Here is a 16,552-nt window from a genome sequence, read left to right as displayed (position 1 = left end):
CAACCTCGACCGGGCACCCTTTCGTACCGTCCCGAACCGGACGAGCCGGGTGACCCGGCACGATCCGGCCGCTCCCCAGGGGTGCCCCCGCACCCCGGCCACGCCGGTGCCCGCGCCGTCCTCCACCGCTCCCCAGCACCCTCGCCCGCGGCGAGGCGGAAGGACTGCTCGAGATGGGCAAGCACACCCGGACCGGCCACCGTTCCACCGGCGTCGCCGCGGCGGTGGCCGCCGGCCGGTCCGCCCGCGGGCGGCGCAGGCACGCCGCCGCGTCCGCGGGCACCACGCGCCGGATCGCCGCACCGGCGACCCTGGCGGCACTGCTGCTGGCCTCCGGCGGAACGGCCGGGACGGCGTTCGCCGGCACGGGGTCGGGCGACGAGGACTCCTCGGGCACCTCGGCGGGCTGCCCGGACGGCACCACCTCGTCCGGCGGGTCGTGCTCCGACGACGGGTCCGGTCCGTCGGGCTCCTCCGGCGGCCTGGGTGACCTGGTGACCGGCGCGGACGTCGTCGGCTCGGTGCTGGGGACGGGCGGTGCGGGAGCGGACTCCTCGGACTCCGGCGGGTCGGGCGACGGCTCCGGGTCGGGCGAGGGCTCCGAGGACTCGGGTTCCGGGAAGGACGCGGGCTCGGGGAAGGACGGGAGCTCGGCGAAGGACGGCGGCTCCGCGAAGGACGGCGGCTCCGCGAAGGACGGCGGCTCCGCGAAGGACGGCGGCTCGGCGAACGACGGAAGCTCCGCGAAGAACGGGAACTCGGCGAAGGACGGCGGCTCGGCGGAGGACGACGGCTCGGCAGAGGACGACGGCTCGGCAGAGGACGGCAGCTCGGGGAAGTCCGCGGGCTCCGGGAAGGACGCGGCTTCCGGGAAGGACGCGGGCTCCGGTGAGGACACGGCCACGGCCGGTGCGGCGGAGGGGAAGGACACCGCCGGGCCCTCCACCGGCCCGCTCGACGCGGTCCCCGGTCTCGGCGACCTCACGGGCGGTCTCGGCAAGGGCGTCGACCTGAACACCCCCACGAAGCCGCTGACCTCGCTGCCGGATCCGGCGGAGACCCTGGCCGGGGCCGGCACCGCGGTGCCCGGTGCCGGACAGGCGGGCTCGCTGGTCGACACCGCCGTCGGCGCCGTGGGCACGGTCGTCGGGACCGACACCGGCAACAGCCCGCTGGCCGGCCCGACCGACACCCTCACCGGACTCGGCGACGTCGTGCCGGAGCTCCCGTCGGTCCCCGGTGTCACCGACGGCAGCACCGACGAGCTCCCGGACGTCCCCGGGCTCACCGCGGGCGGCCCCCTGGAGGGGCTCAACGAGATCGCGGGCCTGCCCGACACCAGCCCGCTGACCGGCAAGGACGGCCCGCTGCCGGACCTGTCCGGTGTCGCGCGGGCGGCCGGGCTGCCGGACTACTCCGGTCTCGGCGGGCTGCCGGACGTGGCCGGTGTGGTCGGCGGGCCGAGCAACGGGCCCACGCAGGTCGACCTGGCCTCGAAGAACACCGACGGGGTCGCCGGGACCGCCACCGTCGACTCCGACACCGTCTCCGGCACCGCGACCGGCATGGACCCGGACGCCCGCTACGTCTCCTTCTTCTACGGCGCCACCTCCAGCGCCACGAACAACAACCCCTGCATCCTCGACGGCACCAACCCGCTGCCCGGGGGCCAGACCGTCGGCGAGTGGGAGGTCGACGAGGACGGCAACGGCACCCTGGAGGCGCCCAACCCGTCCGGGAACATGTACAAGCTGACCGGCGGCACCATGTCGATCCGCAAGGTCGAGCACGGCTTGGACAAGGCCACCGCCCCGCCGGTGAACCCGCTGTCGTACTCGCTGTCCAGCTGCGGCGCGATGGAGCGGATCTCCACCGCCGACCCGGTCACCGACGCCGTCCCGAAGCTCCCGACGGCGAACGTCCCCGGCACCCCCTACGTCTCCGGTCCGGGTCTGCAGGGCTGATCGACGCGCGGGCGGCGCGGTGCTGTGGTCGGATCGGTCCGTGCTCGGCAGCGCTCTGGATACCGTCCTCGACCGCACCCTGGTCCCCGGCTACTCACGGATCGGGTACCTCCTGCGGCGCCCGGGGTGGAACGGTGCCCGCGCCGACCCGCCCCGGGGAGCCCTGGCCGGGCGCACCGCGCTGGTGACCGGCGCGGGCGGTGGGCTGGGGGAGGCGATCGCGACCGGGCTCGTCCGGCTCGGCGCGACGGTGCACCTGCTGGTGCGTTCCCGGGACAAGGGTGTGGCGGCGCAGGACCGGATCCTCGCCGCGGTGCCGGGGCTGTCCCGCGACCGGCTCCCGGTGCAGGTCTGTGACCTGGGAGAGCTCGCCGACGTCCGGGCGTTCGCGACCCGGTTCACCACCGAGGTCGACGCGCTGGACGTGCTGGTCCACAACGCCGGGCTGCTGCCGCCGGAGCGCAGCGAGACCTCGGAGGGCAACGAGCTGACCCTGGCCGTGCACGTCCTCGGGCCGCTCCTGCTGACCCGGCTGCTCGCCGACACCCTCGCGGCGGGCGCCGAGCGGTCGGGGGCCGACTCCCGGGTGATCATCATGTCCTCGGGCGGCATGTACGCCCAGCCGCTGCGTGCCGACGACCTGCAGTTCCGCACCGGCGACTACGGCGGCACCGCCGCCTACGCCCGGACCAAGCGGATGCAGGTCGTCCTGACCGGGCTGCTCGCCGACGAGCTGGCCCCCCCGGCACGTCACCGTGCACGCCCTGCACCCGGGCTGGGCACGCACCCCGGGCGTCACCGGGTCGCTGCCGCTGTTCGACAAGGTCGTCGGGCCGGTGCTCCGCACACCGGCCCAGGGGGCGGACACCGCGGTGTGGCTCGCGGCGGCGCCGGCGTCGGCGGTCGGGACCGGCCGGTTCTGGCACGACCGCGCCCCGCGCCCGACCCACTACCTGGCGCGGACCCGGGAGACCCCGGCCCAGCGCGAGCGGTTCCGCGCCGAGGTGGACCGGCTCACCGGCTGAGCCCGGGTGCCTCCAGCAGGGTGCGGGCGGCGCGCGTGACGTGACTCAGGACGGCGTCCGGGTCGGCCCGCCCGACCGCGCCCCCGGGCAGCAGCGGCTGGACCAGGCTCAGCCCGAGCAGCCAGGTCAGCACCAGCTCGGCGCGCAGCTCGGCGTCGGCCCGGTCGGCGGCACCGTCGGCCTGTGCGGCGAACGCCTCGGTGAACGCCCCGGCCAGCTCCACCCGGACGGCCGCGGCCGCCTCGGACGTCCCCGCCGACCGCACGACGGGCCCGAACAGGTCCCGCTCGGGGCCCTCGGCGCGGTCCAGGATGGACCGCAGCAGCCGGGTCAGCAGCTCCTCGGGCGGGCCGTCGTGCAGGACGGCGAGCGCGCGCTCGGCGGCGACCCTGGCGAACAGGGCGTCCTTGCTGCCGAAGTAGCGGAACAGCAGCGCCTGGTTCACCCCGGCCCGTTCGGCGATCGCGCGGACCGACGTGCGGTCGTAGCCGTGCTCGGTGAACAGGTCCGCGGCCGCGGCGAGCAGGGCGCTGCGGGTGCTGTCACCGGAACGTGCGGACGGGGCGGCGGTCACGGGGGAGTGCTCCTTCGGGGCGGTGGGTGCTGCGGTCGCCGGCCACGGCGGGTCCGGTGTCGGCGACCGTAGCGTCCGGGCGGCGGCGCATGGCGCGGCACGGCGCGGGGTATGCACCGTCGATACCCCGAAGAGACCGCGACGCCCGAACGACCGCGACGCCCGAACGACCGCGACGCCCGAACGACCGCGACGCCCGAACGACCGCGACGCCCGAGCGACCGCGACGCCCGAGCGACCGCGGCACCCGAGCGACCGCGACACCCGAACGACCGCGACACACGACGTGCACACCGAGGAGACCCGCGACCGATGGCACCCGCTTCAGGTGACGAGAACGAGTTCCAGCCGGAGGCGCCGGACATGGCGTCGGCCCTGCAGTTGGACACCGACGAGGCGCTGACCGGTCCGTCGGACACCGACCCGCTGGACTCCGGCTACGTCCCGCCGGACCGCCCCTACGGCGTCGAGGACAACGCGGTCACCGCCGCGGGCCAGCAGGAGGGCGAGTCGCACGAGGCACGGCTGGCCCGGGAGCTGCCCGAGGAGCTGCCCGAGGGCGACCCGGGCCGCACCGGTCGGATCACCGCCGCCACCGACTCGGCCGCCGGTGACCCCGCCGCGGACGGCGACGGCACCGACGTCGGCATCGACGGCGGCGCGGCCAGCGCCGAGGAGGCCGCCGTGCACGACGTCGACGAGGGCATCGTGCCGGTGGTCGACGAGAGCCCGGTCGGGGACCCGGAGGTCAGCGACCAGCTCGCCCGCGACGCCGACCACGCCGAGGAGGCGGCCGCCGACGCCGAGTGGGACGCCGCGACCGACCCGGAGTGGGTCGAGCAGGACCGCTGAGCGACCCCCGACACACGAGGGCCCCGGTACCGCGTCCCGCGGTCCGGGGCCCTCGTCGTGGTCGTGGTCAGGGGGTGGTGGGCCCCGCCGCGCTGCCGGTGAGCCGGGCGATCGCACCGTCGATGTCGAGGCGGTCGTGCTCCTCGCCGAGGTCGACGATCTCCAGCGTCGAGTCGACGAACTGGGCCAGCAGGTCGCGGTCGACCTCGAGGACGGCGGACCCGCCGTCGGAACGGATCTCCAGCTCGACGACGTTGTAGCCGTCGATGCGGCGCGGCGCCATCCGGATGTCACCGATGCCGGTGGGGGTGGTCAGTCCCTCGATCACGAGGTCACGGGCGACCAGCCACTCGATCCAGCGGTCCGAGGACCGGCGCACCGAGAACGAGATCGCGAACGGGTCCGCGGCGCGGTACGCCCACCGGCTCACGATCGGCGACGCCTGCCCGTGCAACACGGTGAAGACGTCCTGCTGGACCGACTCGCTGGCCATCGTGCTCCGCCTCTCCTGGACCCCCCGACCGCCGCGGAACCGCGACGGCCTCACACGGAACATCGTCGGAACCGGCCCGGACGCTGCACCCGACGCCGGTTTTCACCCGTTCGCGCCAACTGTCATTCACCTCACGGTACCCAAGGCGCGCACAGGGTGTAACGCGAGGCGGGCACCGGAGTCGGTCGCCGTGTGAGACCGCATGCGGTCACGCGGGGTGACGTGCCGTGACCGGGGTGCGGTCCCGCCGCGGCGGCGCGGTCCCGGTCGTCGGCGGGCGCGCGGCGACGGAATGTCAGCTGCGGTCGACGCGGTCGACCACCCAGATCCCGCCGGTGCCGGAGCGGACGGGCTGGGTGAGCCGGACCGTCGCGCGCTGCGCGGACCGGCCGTCGGTGGCGGCGTAGACGCCGTCGCCGAGGCGGGTGACGGTGGGGTTGCGGTAGCCGAGCTCGCTGCCGACGTAGGAGATCGTGACCTCCTCCGGGTCGAGCAGCCACGGGTCGCCCCCGGCGTCGGACTGCTGCTGCATCCGCCTCGCGGTGGCCGCGTCGCCCGCGGGCCACATCGGGGACGGCGCCGCGGCCGCCCCGGGGGCCCCGGTCCGGCCCGTTCCCGTCCCGCCGCCGTCGGCGCCGCCGCGTCCCGGCGCGGGTGCCGGCGCGTCGGTCGTGCGCGACGGGTCCGCGGTGCGGGTCGGGGAGGGTGAGAGGGTCGGTGTGGGCGTCGGGGTGGCCGACGGCGACGTCGTCGGGGCCGGCGACCGTGTGCGCCACGACGCGGGCAGCTCGCCGTTGCCACAGCCGGCCAGCAACAGCACGAGGACCACCAGGGCGAGCCCCACGAGCAGCCCGCGCAGCAGGAGCCGCGGTCCGTACCGGCCCACGCGCAGGCGGGACACCGACACGTCGGGGGTCGTCACCTTCGGCAGGTTCGGCACGCTCACGCGGGCACCCTACGATCACCGGCCCACCCGGGACGGCCGACCTCGCCGCCACCATCGCGTGATCGGCCCCGCATCGTCACCGTGCGCGGGGCGGGCCGGCGGCGCGCGGTGCGGACCCTGCCGACCCACCGGCGGAGTGACTAGGGTCGCGGTACGGCCGCACCGGCGGCCCCGCACGACGGGCCCGGGGCACGGGCCCCCCGCACGAGCCCACCGAGGTGCACCCCATGGCGACCGGCAGCCCGGCGACGGAGACGTTCCTCGCCGCCCGCGACTTCCTGCTGACCCACCGCGAGGACTACGACACGGCCTACCGCGACTTCCGCTGGCCGGAGCTCGACGAGTTCAACTTCGCGCTCGACCACTTCGACGCCGTCGCGGCGGACCCGCAGCGGGGTGCCCGGAAGGCCCTGTGGATCGTCGAGCAGGACGGCTCGCAGGCGCACTGGACGTGGGCCGAGCTGTCGGAGCGGTCGAACCGGGTCGCGAACTGGCTGCGTGAGCAGGGTGTCGCCCGCGGCGACCGGATCATCCTGATGCTCGGCAACCAGCTGGAGCTGTGGGAGACCCTGCTGGCTGCGATGAAGCTCGGCGCCGTCGTCATCCCCGCGACGACCCTGCTCACCCCCGCCGACCTGCAGGACCGGGTGGACCGCGGGCGCGCGAGGCACGTCGTCGTGGGTGCGGCGGACGCCGCGAAGTTCGACGCCGTCGACGGCGACTACACCCGGATCGCGGTCCGCGGCGCGGTCGCGGGCTGGCGCGACTACACCGGTGAGGCCTACTCGGCGCCCGCCGGGTTCACCCCGGACGGGGTGACGAAGGCGTCGGACACGCTGCTGCTGTACTTCACCTCCGGCACCACGGCCAAGCCCAAGCTCGTGGAGCACACCCACACGTCCTACCCGGTGGGGCACCTGTCGACGATGTACTGGATCGGGCTCGAGCCCGGCGACGTGCACCTGAACATCTCCTCGCCCGGCTGGGCCAAGCACGCCTGGTCGAACGTGTTCGCGCCGTGGATCGCCGAGGCGACCGTGCTCGTCATGAACTACGCCCGGTTCGACGCCGAGTCCGTCCTGTCGGTCCTGGACTCCTGCGGTGTGACCAGCTTCTGCGCGCCGCCGACGGTGTGGCGGATGCTCATCCAGGCCGACCTGTCCGGTCTGGCGACCCCGCCCACGAAGGTCGTCGGGGCGGGTGAGCCGCTCAACCCCGAGGTCATCGAGCAGGTCGAGAAGGCCTGGGGCCTGCGCATCCGCGACGGGTTCGGTCAGACCGAGTCGTCGGTGCAGATCGGCAACCCGCCCGGGCAACCGGTCAAGCCGGGCTCGATGGGCAGGCCCATCCCCGGGTTCGTCGTCGCGCTGGTCGACCCGGCCACCGGCCAGGTCTCCGACGAGGGCGAGATCTGCCTGGACCTCGACCACCGCCCGACCGGGCTGATGGTCGGCTACGCCGACGACCCGGAGCGCAACGCCGAGGCCATGGCCGGCGGGTACTACCACACCGGCGACGTCGGCTCCCGTGACGAGGCGGGCTACATCACCTACGTCGGCCGCGCCGACGACGTGTTCAAGGCCAGCGACTACCGGATCAGCCCGTTCGAGCTGGAGAGCGTGCTGATCGGGCACCCGGCCGTCGCCGAGGCCGCGGTCGTGCCGTCCCCGGACCCGGTGCGTCTGGCCGTCCCGAAGGCCTACGTCGTGCTCGCGAAGGGACACGAGCCGACCGAGGAGACGGCCACCGCGATCCTACGGTTCGCCTACGACAACCTCGCCCCCTACAAGCGGATCCGCCGCCTCGAGTTCTTCGAGCTCCCGAAGACGATCTCCGGGAAGATCCGCCGGGTGGAGCTGCGCGGCCGGGAGGGCGAGATCCACGCCGACCCCGCCGCGACGCCGCCCACCGAGTACACCCTCTGACCGGCGGGCCGGGTCACCGCTCGTCGAAGTGACCCGGCCACTGCTGGTAGGGGATGCGGGTGATCTCCAGGATCTCGCCCAGCCGGGACCACTCGTTGCGGCCCAGGCGGGCCAGCGGGGCGAGCCGGCGGACGTCGGGCAGGGAGTTGCCGCGCTCGTCGGTGACGAACACGCTCTCGTCGATCGCGGCGTGCACGACCCGGCCGATGACGACGGTCGAGTTGCCGAGCTCGATGTTCGCGTGCAGCACGCACTCCAGCGCCACCGGTGACTCGGCGACCCGCGGCGGCGCCACGACCGAGGACGCCTCGGCGGTCAGCCCCACCGAGGCGAACTCGCTGATCCCGGAGGGGAAGTCCGTGCCCGTCGCGTTGATCCGCTCGAACATCGGCTCGTTCGCCAGGCAGACGACGAACTCGCGGGTCTGCGAGACGTTGCGCAGCGAGTCCTTCTTCCCGACCGATGTGAACTGGATCATGGGCGGGTCCACGCAGGACACCGTGAAGAACGAGTGCGGGGCGAGGTTGTCGACGCCGTCGGCCGAGCGGGTGGAGACCCACGCGATCGGCCGGGGGACGACGACGCTGGTCAGGAGCTTGTAGAACGGGCCGCTGCCCATCTCCTCGGGGACGATGTCCGTGCGCATGCCCCTGATCCTCCCCGGCCCGCCGCGTGCCCGCCCACCGCGAGGGGTCAGTTCCCCACGCCGAGCGCCCCCATGAACGCCGACGGGTAGCGGTCCCCGCGTGCGGAGCCCGCCGGCAGCGCGTCGGTGATCGCGGCGAGGTCCGCCGGGCCCAGGTCGAGGTCGGCGGCGGGCACCGCCTCGGCCAGCCGCTCCCGGGTACGGGCGCCGACGAGCGGGACCACGTCGTCGCCCTGCGCGGCGACCCAGGCGATCACGAGCTGGGCCACGGTGACCCCGCGCTCCGCCGCCAGCGAGCGCAGCGTCTCGACCAGGCCCAGGTTGTGCGTCAGGTTCTCCCCGCTGAAACGCGGGCTGCGGGCGCGGGCGTCCCCGGGCCTGCCGGGCTCGTAGTGACCGGAGAGCAGCCCGCGGGCCAGGACACCGTAGGCGGTGAGGCCGATGCCCAGCTCACGCAGCGTGGGCAGGACCTCGGCCTCGACGGCGCGGGAGATCAGCGAGTACTCGATCTGCAGGTCGGCGACCGGGTGCACGGCGTGCGCCCGGCGGACGGTGGCGGCGTCCACCTCGGACAGCCCGAGGTGGCGGACGTACCCGGCGTCGATCATCTCGCTGATCGCGCCCACGGTGTCCTCGATCGGGACCTGCGGGTCGAGCCGGGCCGGGCGGTAGACGTCGACGTGGTCCACGCCGAGGCGGGTCAGGGAGTACGCGAGGAAGTTCTTCACCGCGACCGGGCGGCAGTCCTGGGTCAGCGGTGGCAGGCCCGGGCCGCCGAGCCCGCCGAACTTCACCGACAGGACGTAGTCGTCGCGGTCGCGCCCGCGCCGCGCCTCGGCGAGCAGCAGCTCGTTGTGGCCCATGCCGTAGAAGTCGCCGGTGTCGATCAGCGTGACGCCGGCGTCGAGCGCGGCGTGCACGGTCGCGACGGCCTCCGCACGGTCGGCGTGGCCGTAGGGACCGGACATGCTCATGGCGCCCAGGCCGAGGGCGGAGACGGTGGGGCCGGTGGTGCCGAGGGTGCGTGTCTGCATGGGAGCCAGCGTGCGCCGCACCGGCCGGCAGCGGGAGCGGAGCGTCGATCGTGGGAGCGGCGCTCCCTGGCCGGGCGGCCTGCGCGCGGGGACCATGGCAGGGTGCAACGTGAACAGCTCGCGGACTTCCTGCGTCGCCGGCGGGAGTCGGTCCGCCCGGGCGAGGTCGGCATCGCGGCGGGGCCGCGCCGGCGGGCCACCGGCCTGCGCCGGGAGGAGGTGGCGATGTTGGCGGGGATGTCGGTCGACTACGTCGTGCGCCTCGAGCAGGGGCGCAGCAGCCGGCCGTCGACCCAGCTGCTCGCCGCGCTGGCCCGGGCCCTGTGCCTGACCGACGACGAGCGCGACCACCTCTTCCGCCTGGCCGGGCACCGGCCCGCTCCGGGGGAGGGGGTGGCCCGGCTCGCTCGCGCCGGGCTGCTGCGCCTGCTCGACCTGCTGCCGGCCACGCCGGCGATGGTGATCTCCGACCTGGGGGAGGTCCTGGCCCAGAACGCGATGTCGCGAGTGGTCGCCGGGGAGCAGACCGGGTTCACCGGTGACGACCGCTACCTCGCCCACCGCTGGTTCACCCGGCCCGACCAGCGTGCCGGCCACCCGCCGCAGGAGCAGCTGCGCCACTCCCGCCAGGTCGTCGCGGACCTGCGGGCGGTGGCCGGGCGGCGGGCGGGGGACCCGGTGCTCGAGCGGCTCGTCGCACGGCTGACCGCCGCCAGCGCCGAGTTCCGCGAGCTGTGGGCCGAACACGAGGTCGCCGTCCGCCGGGCCGACCGCAAGACGCTGCTGCACCCGCGGGTCGGCGCGCTGGTGATGGACTGCGAGACCCTCGTGACACCCGACCTCGGCCAGCACCTGGTCGTGCTCACCCGGCCGACGACGAGACCCGCGAGCGGCTCGAGCTGCTGCGCGTGCTCGGCGTGCAGGAGTTCCCGACCGGGCCGGCACCGGACGGACGCCCGGTGACCTAGGTTCCCCGGCATGGGAACACGTGGCCGCGCGACCGGGCTCGCCGCCGGGATCGTCGCCGACGCGCTGCTCGGCGACCCGCGGCGGGGGCACCCGGTCGCCGGGTTCGGTGCCGTCGCCGCCCGGTTGGAGCGCCGGATGCACCGCGACGCCGTCGCCCCCGGCGTCGCCTACACCGCGTTGCTGGTCGGTGGCACGGTCGCCGCCGGTGCGCTGGCCGAGGCGGCGGCCCGACGGGCCGGGGGTCGCCGAGAGACCGTCCTGCGGGCGGGCCTGACCGCCGTCGCGACCTGGGCGGTGCTCGGTGGGACCTCCCTGGTGGCCGAGGGCGCGGCGCTCGCCGACGCGCTCGACGCCGGCGACGTGGCGGCCGCGCGGGCCCGGATCCCGCACCTGTGCGCCCGTGATCCGCAGCTGCTCGACCCCGACGGGATGGCCCGCGCGGGGACCGAGTCGCTCGCCGAGAACACCTCCGACGCCGTGGTCGGCCCGCTGGTGTGGGGCGCGGTCGCCGGGATCCCGGGGCTGCTCGGCTACCGCGCGGTGAACACCCTCGACGCGATGGTCGGTTACCGCTCCGCCCGCCACGCCCGCTTCGGGTGGGCCTCGGCACGCCTCGACGACCTGGCCAACCTGGCCCCGGCCCGGGTCACCGCGATGATCACCGTCGTCGTCGCGCCGCTGGTGGGCGGCTCACCGGCGACGGCGCTGCGGGCGTGGCGGCGCGACGCCGCCGGGCACCCGAGCCCGAACGCGGGGCCGGTCGAGGCCAGCGCCGCCGGTGCGCTCGGGCTGCGCCTGGGCGGGCCGACGGTCTACTCCCACGGCACCGAGGACCGCCCGTCGCTCGGTGACGGGCACCCGCCCCGGATCGCCGACCTGCACCGCGTCGCGCGGCTGTCCCGGCTGGTGGCCGGGGCGGCCGGGCTGCTCGCCGTCGCGGCGGCGGCGGTCCTGGGAGGCGGGGCGGCACGCCGGCACGGTCGGTGAGGCGGCATCGGAGGTGACCTGCCCACCGGGCGAGCGTTCCGAGCGGGGTCTCGCGGCCCGGCAGCGGGTCGGCGGGGGTGGTTGGGTGAACTCGCTTACCCGGTCAGCGGGTTCGGAGAGTGATGGGCCCCGGGGCGGGCGGTAGTGCTCCGGCGCGCGGGCGCCGGGTGGGGTGGTCGGGTGAACTCGCTTACCCGGTGAGCGGATTCGGAAGATGAGGGCCCCGGGGCCGGCGGCGGTGCTCCGGCGCGCGGGCGCCGGGTGGGGTGGTCGGGTGAACTCGCTTACCCGGTGAGCGGATTCGGAAGATGAGGGCCCCGGGGCCGGCGGCGGTGGTCCGATGCGGGCGACGGGTGGGCTTGGACGAACTCGCTCACCAGGTAAGCGGTCGGGGAAGCGAAGGCCCCGGCGCACCCGGCCGGGTCGTGGAGTCAGCCGGAACCCGGGCCGGACCCGGCGGTGTCGCGGGGGCTGTCGGCGGCCCGGTCGCCGGGGTCGGGCTCGTCACCGAAGCCGTCGCGCCCGGAGAGCTGGTCGCGCAGGCTGCCCGCCGTCTCGCGTCGCCCGTTGCGCTGCAGCAGCTCCAGTCGGATGAACAGGGCCAGGGCGACCAGTGCGACGGCGCCGAAGGTCAGCCACTGCAGGGCGTAGGAGAAGTTGCTGAACGGCGCCCCGCCACCGACCGGCGCGACCGGGATCGGGTCCAGCACGCCCGGCTGGCCCGCCTCCAGCACCACGACACCCTCGACCGGGGTGAGGCCGGTGGCGGCGGCGACCGAGCGGGAGTCGGACACGTAGACCTGCCGGGTGCCGTTCTCGACCAGCGGCGGGCGGCCCTGCGGGTCGGTCTCGTCCAGCCGCAGCCTGCCCTCGACGGTGACCGGGCCGGCGGGCGCGGGCGCGTAGGCGGGCACGGCGCCCCCGTCCGCGGCCGGCACGGACCCCCGGTTCATCACGACGGTCCGCCCGTCGGTGATCCGCAGCGGCGTCAGTACCTCGAAGGCGGGCGCGCCGTCGACGACCCGCAGCCGCACGAGCGTCTCCGCGGCGCGGTCGAAGGTGCCGGTCAGGGTGACCCGGCGCCACTGGTCGTCTGCGCCGATCGCGGTACCGGGCGGGACCAGGCTGTCGAAGCCGACGGCCGGGGTCGCGTCGGCGGCCGCGATGGCCCGGCTCTGTGCGGAGCGCTCGGACTCCCGGTCGAACTGCCAGGGCGCGAGCAGCGTGTAGCAGGCGACGGCGAAGGCCACCACCGCGACGACGAACGCGATCCACCCGGGACGCAGCAGGAAACGCACGCGGCCCAGGGTAGCCGCGTCCACCGACGGCACCGCCGGGGTGATACTTCCGCCGTGGCGGTGCAGGGAGCGGTCCTCGTCGCGGGGACGACGTCGGACGCGGGCAAGAGCGCGGTCGTCGCGGGCATCTGCCGGTGGCTGCACCGGCGCGGGGTGTCGGTGGCGCCGTTCAAGGCGCAGAACATGAGCAACAACTCGGTGGTGACCCCGGACGGCGGTGAGATCGGGCGTGCCCAGGCCATGCAGGCGTTCGCCAGCGGCATCGCGCCCTCGGTCGACCTGAACCCGGTGCTGCTCAAGCCGGGCGGGGACCGGACCTCGCAGGTCGTGGTGCGCGGCCGCGCCGACGGGCAGGTCTCGGCGCTGTCCTACCGGCACCGCACCGCCGCGCTGGCCGACGTCGTCGCCGACTCCCTCGCGCGGCTGCGCGCAACCCACGACGTCGTCGTCTGCGAGGGCGCCGGCTCCCCGGCGGAGATCAACCTGCGGGCCACCGACCTCGCCAACATGGGCTTCGCCCGGCGCAACGGGCTGCCGGTGCTCGTCGTCGGCGACATCGACCGCGGCGGGGTCCTGGCGCACCTGTTCGGCACCCTCGCGGTGCTGGAACCCGCCGACCAGGCCCTGGTCGCCGGGTTCGTGATCAACAAGTTCCGCGGCGACCCCCGCCTGCTCGCACCCGGCCTGGACCGGCTGCGCGAGCTCACCGGGCGACCCACACTCGGTGTCGTGCCGTTCGCCGAGGGCCTCTGGCTCGACGCCGAGGACTCGCTGTCCGCCGTCGCCGACGGCGTGCTCGGCCACCCGGCGCCACCGCTGGGCACCCAGTGGCTACGGGTCGCCGTCGTGCGCTTCCCGCGGATCTCCAACGCCACCGACGCCGAGGCACTGGCCTGCGAGCCGGGCGTCGCCGTGCGGTACGTGACCGAGCCGTCCCGGATCGCCGACACCGACGTCGTGGTGCTGCCCGGGACCAAGGCGACCGTGTCGGACCTGGCGTGGCTGCGCGCGTCCGGGATGGCCGACGCGGTGCTCGCGCACGCCGCGGCCGGGCGCCCGGTGCTCGGGATCTGCGGCGGCTACCAGATGCTCGGGCACACCGTCACCGACCCGGACGGCGCCGAGGCCGCCCCCGGCACCACCGTGGCCGGGCTCGGGCTGCTCGACCTGGAGATCGCCTTCGACCGCGACAAGCACCTCGCCACCCCGACCGCGACCGCCTGGGGGGAGACCGTGACCGGCTACGAGATCCACCACGGCCGGGTCGTGCGCTCCGGGGACCCGGGGCTGGTCGGGGAGGAGGGCAGCGACCGGGGCCACGTGGTGGGCACGCACTGGCACGGCCTCGCCGAGAACGACGGTTTCCGCCGCCTGCTGCTCACCCGCCTCGCCGACGAGTCGGGGCGGGCCGGGTTCCGGGTGGCGCAGGACACGTCGTTCGCGGCCGAACGCACCCGGCAGGCGGATCTGCTGGCCGACCTGGTCGAACATCACCTGGACACGTCGTCACTTGAACATGTGATCGGACACGGTGCGCCGCCGGACCTCCCGGTCCTGACCTCTTCTCTGGCAGCCTCACCGGCGTGAGCACGAGCACCGCCCCCGCCGCAGGACCTCCGCGCTTCCCCTTCTCCGCCGTCGTCGGGCATGACGACCTGCGGCTGGCGCTGCTGCTCAACGCCGTGCACCCCGGGGTGGGCGGGGTACTGGTGCGGGGGGAGAAGGGCACCGCCAAGTCGACCGCGGTGCGCGCCCTCGCGGCGCTGCTGCCCGCGCACGACGTCGTCGAGGCCTGCCGCTTCGGCTGCGACCCGGCCGCGCCGGACCCGGCCTGCCCGGACCGCCCGCATCCCGCCGGTGCCGCGGGCGGGCGCCGTCCGGCGCGGCTGGTCGAACTGCCGGTCGGTGCCACCGAGGACCGGCTGGTCGGCTCACTGGACCTGGAGAAGGCGCTGTCCGAGGGGCGCCGGGCCTACCAGCCCGGCCTGCTCGCCGACGCCCACCGCGGGGTGCTCTACGTCGACGAGGTCAACCTGCTCCACGACCACCTCGTCGACCTGCTGCTCGACGCGGCGGCGATGGGTCGGGCACACGTCGAGCGCGACGGCGTCTCGGTCTCGCACGCCGCCCGGTTCCTGCTGGTCGGCACGATGAACCCGGAGGAGGGGGAGCTGCGCCCGCAGCTGCTCGACCGGTTCGGTCTCACCGTGGAGGTCCGGGCCAGCCGCGACGTCGACACCCGCGTCGAGGTGACCCGGCGGCGGATCGCGTTCGAGGACGACCCGGCCGGGTTCGCGGCCCGCTTCGCCCCCGACGAGACCGCGACCGCGGCCCGGCTGCGCGCGGCGCAGGCCCACGTCGCCGCGGTCGCGGTGAGCGACCGGGAGCTGCGGCGGATCGCGTTCGTCTGCGCCCGGTTCGACGTCGACGGGATGCGCGCCGACCTGGTCATCACCCGCGCCGCCGCCGCGCACGCCGCCTGGGAGGGCCGCGACGCGGTGACCGCCGACGACGTGCGCGTCGCGGCCCGGCTCGCGCTGCCGCACCGGCGCCGTCGCGACCCCTTCGACGAGCCCGGTCTCGACGAGGCCGAGCTCGACCGCGCACTGGCCGACGCCGAGGACCACCTCGGCCCCGAAGACGACGACCCGGACCCCGACGACGGACCCGACGGGCCGGAGGGCCCCGAGGACCCGGGCGACCCCCAGGACGGGCCGGACGGGTCCGGGGGGACCGGGCCCGACGGCTCCGACGAGGTCCGCCCGCAGGACGACGACGCCCCCGGCCGCGGCGACCCCGGCGGTACCCCGCGCGGCGACGCCACCGGTTCCGACGACACCACCGGCTCCGAGGACATCACCGGCCCCGAGGAGCGCCCCGCGGCCGAGGCCCCGGAGCAGGGTGGGGACGCATCCGACCCGGGCGAAGGGGACGCCGGGACCCGGGCCCCCGCCGGCGGGGACGGGGGCGCGGGCAGCGCGGTCGTCGTCGGGTCGGCGGCGCGGCTGCGCCGGGCCACCGTCGCGAGGTTCACCGTCCCGGGGCTCGGCGCAGGCGCCCCCGGCCGCCGGTCGCGCGCCCGGACCGACACCGGCCGGGTCGTCCGCCCGTCCGGGGCCGGCACCACCCGCGCCGCGGACCTGCACCTGCCCGCGACCGTGCTCGCCGCGGCCCCGCACCAGGCCGGTCGCGGTCGCCGTGGCCCCGGCCTGGTCGTGCGCCGCGACGACCTGCGCCGCGCCGAGCGGGAGGGTCGCGAGGGCAACCTGGTGCTGTTCGTCGTGGACGCGTCCGGCTCGATGGCCGCCCGCAGGAGGATGACCGCCGTGTCCGGCGCCGTGCTCGGCCTGCTGCGCGACGCCTACCAGCGCCGCGACAAGGTCGGCCTGGTCACCTTCCGGGCCCGGGCCGCGGAGCTGGCGCTGCCGCCGACCTCGTCGGTGCCGACCGCCCAGCAGCGCCTGGCCCGGCTGCGCACCGGCGGCCGGACCCCGCTCGCGACCGGGCTGCTGAAGGCCCGCACCGTGCTCGACGCCGAGCGCCGGCGTGACCCGCGCCGCCGCCCGCTGGTCGTGCTGCTCACCGACGGGCGCGCCACCGTGCCCGCCCGCGACGGCGGGGACCCCGTCGCCGACTCCCGTCGCGCCGCCGGGCTGCTGGCCGCGGACGGGGTGCACACCGTCGTCGTCGACTGCGAGGCCGGGCACGTGCGCCTCGGGCTCGCGGCGCCGCTCGCCGCCGCCGCGGGCGGCGAGCTGGTCACCCTCGACGAGCTGACCGCCGACAGCGTGGGCGACCTGGTCCGGGCGACCCGGTCCGCGCACGCCGCCTGAGACACC

At 75.9% G+C, this 16,552-nt stretch carries 14 protein-coding genes; 8 read left to right on the top strand and 6 right to left on the bottom strand.

All coding sequences use genetic code 11. The features are described 5' to 3' along the window. Nucleotides 1-173: 173 nt before the first annotated feature. Nucleotides 174-1,964 (top strand): hypothetical protein, encoded by a 1,791-nt coding sequence (locus KPF47_RS22550; RefSeq protein WP_224390844.1) that lies wholly within the window; start codon nt 174-176, stop codon nt 1,962-1,964. Nucleotides 1,965-2,004: 40 nt separating this feature from the next. Then, nucleotides 2,005-3,033, top strand: coding sequence for an SDR family NAD(P)-dependent oxidoreductase (locus KPF47_RS22545; RefSeq protein ID WP_224390843.1), 1,029 nt, complete (start codon nt 2,005-2,007; stop codon nt 3,031-3,033). On the opposite strand, the gene KPF47_RS22540 is transcribed toward KPF47_RS22545, so the two are convergent. Further along, nucleotides 2,979-3,563, bottom strand: a complete 585-nt coding sequence (locus KPF47_RS22540) for a TetR/AcrR family transcriptional regulator (protein ID WP_224390842.1) — start codon at nt 3,561-3,563, stop codon at nt 2,979-2,981. The two genes, KPF47_RS22545 and KPF47_RS22540, sit on opposite strands and share 55 nt — an antisense overlap. Before the next feature lie 312 nt (nt 3,564-3,875). Between KPF47_RS22540 and KPF47_RS22535 the strand changes: the two genes are divergently transcribed. Then, nucleotides 3,876-4,415, top strand: coding sequence for a DUF5709 domain-containing protein (locus KPF47_RS22535; RefSeq protein ID WP_224390841.1), 540 nt, complete (start codon nt 3,876-3,878; stop codon nt 4,413-4,415). A 67-nt stretch (nt 4,416-4,482) separates the two neighbouring features. Here KPF47_RS22535 and KPF47_RS22530 read toward each other — a convergent pair whose 3' ends face one another. Together KPF47_RS22530 and KPF47_RS22525 are read right to left on the bottom strand one after the other, a co-directional pair. Further along, nucleotides 4,483-4,908 carry an SsgA family sporulation/cell division regulator gene (locus KPF47_RS22530; RefSeq protein WP_224390840.1) on the bottom strand — a complete coding sequence of 142 codons (426 nt, stop codon included), beginning with the start codon at nt 4,906-4,908 and terminating at the stop codon, nt 4,483-4,485. 295 nt (nt 4,909-5,203) lie between these two features. After that, on the bottom strand, nt 5,204-5,854 hold the full coding sequence (locus tag KPF47_RS22525) for a hypothetical protein (RefSeq protein WP_224390839.1): 651 nt from the start codon (nt 5,852-5,854) through the stop codon (nt 5,204-5,206). A gap of 227 nt (nt 5,855-6,081) precedes the next feature. Here KPF47_RS22525 and KPF47_RS22520 point away from each other — a divergent pair, with 227 nt between their 5' ends. Further along, nucleotides 6,082-7,779, top strand: a complete 1,698-nt coding sequence (locus tag KPF47_RS22520; protein WP_224390838.1) for an AMP-binding protein — start codon at nt 6,082-6,084, stop codon at nt 7,777-7,779. Nucleotides 7,780-7,792: 13 nt separating this feature from the next. Here KPF47_RS22520 and KPF47_RS22515 read toward each other — a convergent pair whose 3' ends face one another. Further along, nucleotides 7,793-8,425 carry a flavin reductase family protein gene (locus KPF47_RS22515; protein WP_224390837.1) on the bottom strand — a complete coding sequence of 211 codons (633 nt, stop codon included), beginning with the start codon at nt 8,423-8,425 and terminating at the stop codon, nt 7,793-7,795. A gap of 47 nt (nt 8,426-8,472) precedes the next feature. After that, nucleotides 8,473-9,459: an aldo/keto reductase gene (locus KPF47_RS22510; RefSeq protein WP_224390836.1), complete on the bottom strand. Its 987-nt coding sequence runs from the start codon at nt 9,457-9,459 to the stop codon at nt 8,473-8,475. A 102-nt stretch (nt 9,460-9,561) separates the two neighbouring features. On the opposite strand from KPF47_RS22510, the gene KPF47_RS22505 reads away from it, so the two are divergent. Together KPF47_RS22505 and KPF47_RS22500 are read left to right on the top strand one after the other, a co-directional pair. Beyond that, nucleotides 9,562-10,422 carry a helix-turn-helix transcriptional regulator gene (locus tag KPF47_RS22505; protein ID WP_308015459.1) on the top strand — a complete coding sequence of 287 codons (861 nt, stop codon included), beginning with the start codon at nt 9,562-9,564 and terminating at the stop codon, nt 10,420-10,422. A gap of 15 nt (nt 10,423-10,437) precedes the next feature. Beyond that, on the top strand, nt 10,438-11,415 hold the full coding sequence (locus tag KPF47_RS22500) for a cobalamin biosynthesis protein (RefSeq protein ID WP_224390835.1): 978 nt from the start codon (nt 10,438-10,440) through the stop codon (nt 11,413-11,415). Nucleotides 11,416-11,846: 431 nt separating this feature from the next. On the opposite strand, the gene KPF47_RS22495 is transcribed toward KPF47_RS22500, so the two are convergent. Next, on the bottom strand, nt 11,847-12,713 hold the full coding sequence (locus KPF47_RS22495; protein WP_224390834.1) for an SURF1 family protein: 867 nt from the start codon (nt 12,711-12,713) through the stop codon (nt 11,847-11,849). A 60-nt stretch (nt 12,714-12,773) separates the two neighbouring features. Between KPF47_RS22495 and KPF47_RS22490 the strand changes: the two genes are divergently transcribed. Together KPF47_RS22490 and KPF47_RS22485 are read left to right on the top strand one after the other, a co-directional pair. Continuing rightward, nucleotides 12,774-14,300 carry a cobyric acid synthase gene (locus KPF47_RS22490; RefSeq protein WP_224390921.1) on the top strand — a complete coding sequence of 509 codons (1,527 nt, stop codon included), beginning with the start codon at nt 12,774-12,776 and terminating at the stop codon, nt 14,298-14,300. Continuing rightward, the gene (locus tag KPF47_RS22485; RefSeq protein ID WP_224390833.1) at nt 14,297-16,546 is read left to right on the top strand and encodes a putative cobaltochelatase; all 2,250 of its coding nucleotides are present in this window, start codon (nt 14,297-14,299) and stop codon (nt 16,544-16,546) included. The genes KPF47_RS22490 and KPF47_RS22485 overlap by 4 nt, the downstream gene beginning before the upstream one ends. Nucleotides 16,547-16,552 lie beyond the last annotated feature (6 nt).

This window comes from Pseudonocardia sp. ICBG1293, from assembly GCF_020131355.1.
Taxonomy (GTDB): domain Bacteria; phylum Actinomycetota; class Actinomycetes; order Mycobacteriales; family Pseudonocardiaceae; genus Pseudonocardia.
Note: the sequence above shows the minus strand (reverse complement) of the source record. Positions and strands in the feature narration are given on the sequence as shown.

What these genes read in the sequence shown, in the direction of transcription:
- KPF47_RS22535 (WP_224390841.1), top strand. Translation starts at nt 3,876, where the DNA reads ATGGCACCCGCTTCAGGTGACGAGAACGAGTTCCAGCCGGAGGCGCCG.
- KPF47_RS22550 (WP_224390844.1), top strand. Translation starts at nt 174, where the DNA reads ATGGGCAAGCACACCCGGACCGGCCACCGTTCCACCGGCGTCGCCGCG.
- KPF47_RS22520 (WP_224390838.1), top strand. Translation starts at nt 6,082, where the DNA reads ATGGCGACCGGCAGCCCGGCGACGGAGACGTTCCTCGCCGCCCGCGAC.
- KPF47_RS22500 (WP_224390835.1), top strand. Translation starts at nt 10,438, where the DNA reads ATGGGAACACGTGGCCGCGCGACCGGGCTCGCCGCCGGGATCGTCGCC.
- KPF47_RS22510 (WP_224390836.1), bottom strand. Translation starts at nt 9,459, where the DNA reads ATGCAGACACGCACCCTCGGCACCACCGGCCCCACCGTCTCCGCCCTC.
- KPF47_RS22530 (WP_224390840.1), bottom strand. Translation starts at nt 4,908, where the DNA reads ATGGCCAGCGAGTCGGTCCAGCAGGACGTCTTCACCGTGTTGCACGGG.
- KPF47_RS22515 (WP_224390837.1), bottom strand. Translation starts at nt 8,425, where the DNA reads ATGCGCACGGACATCGTCCCCGAGGAGATGGGCAGCGGCCCGTTCTAC.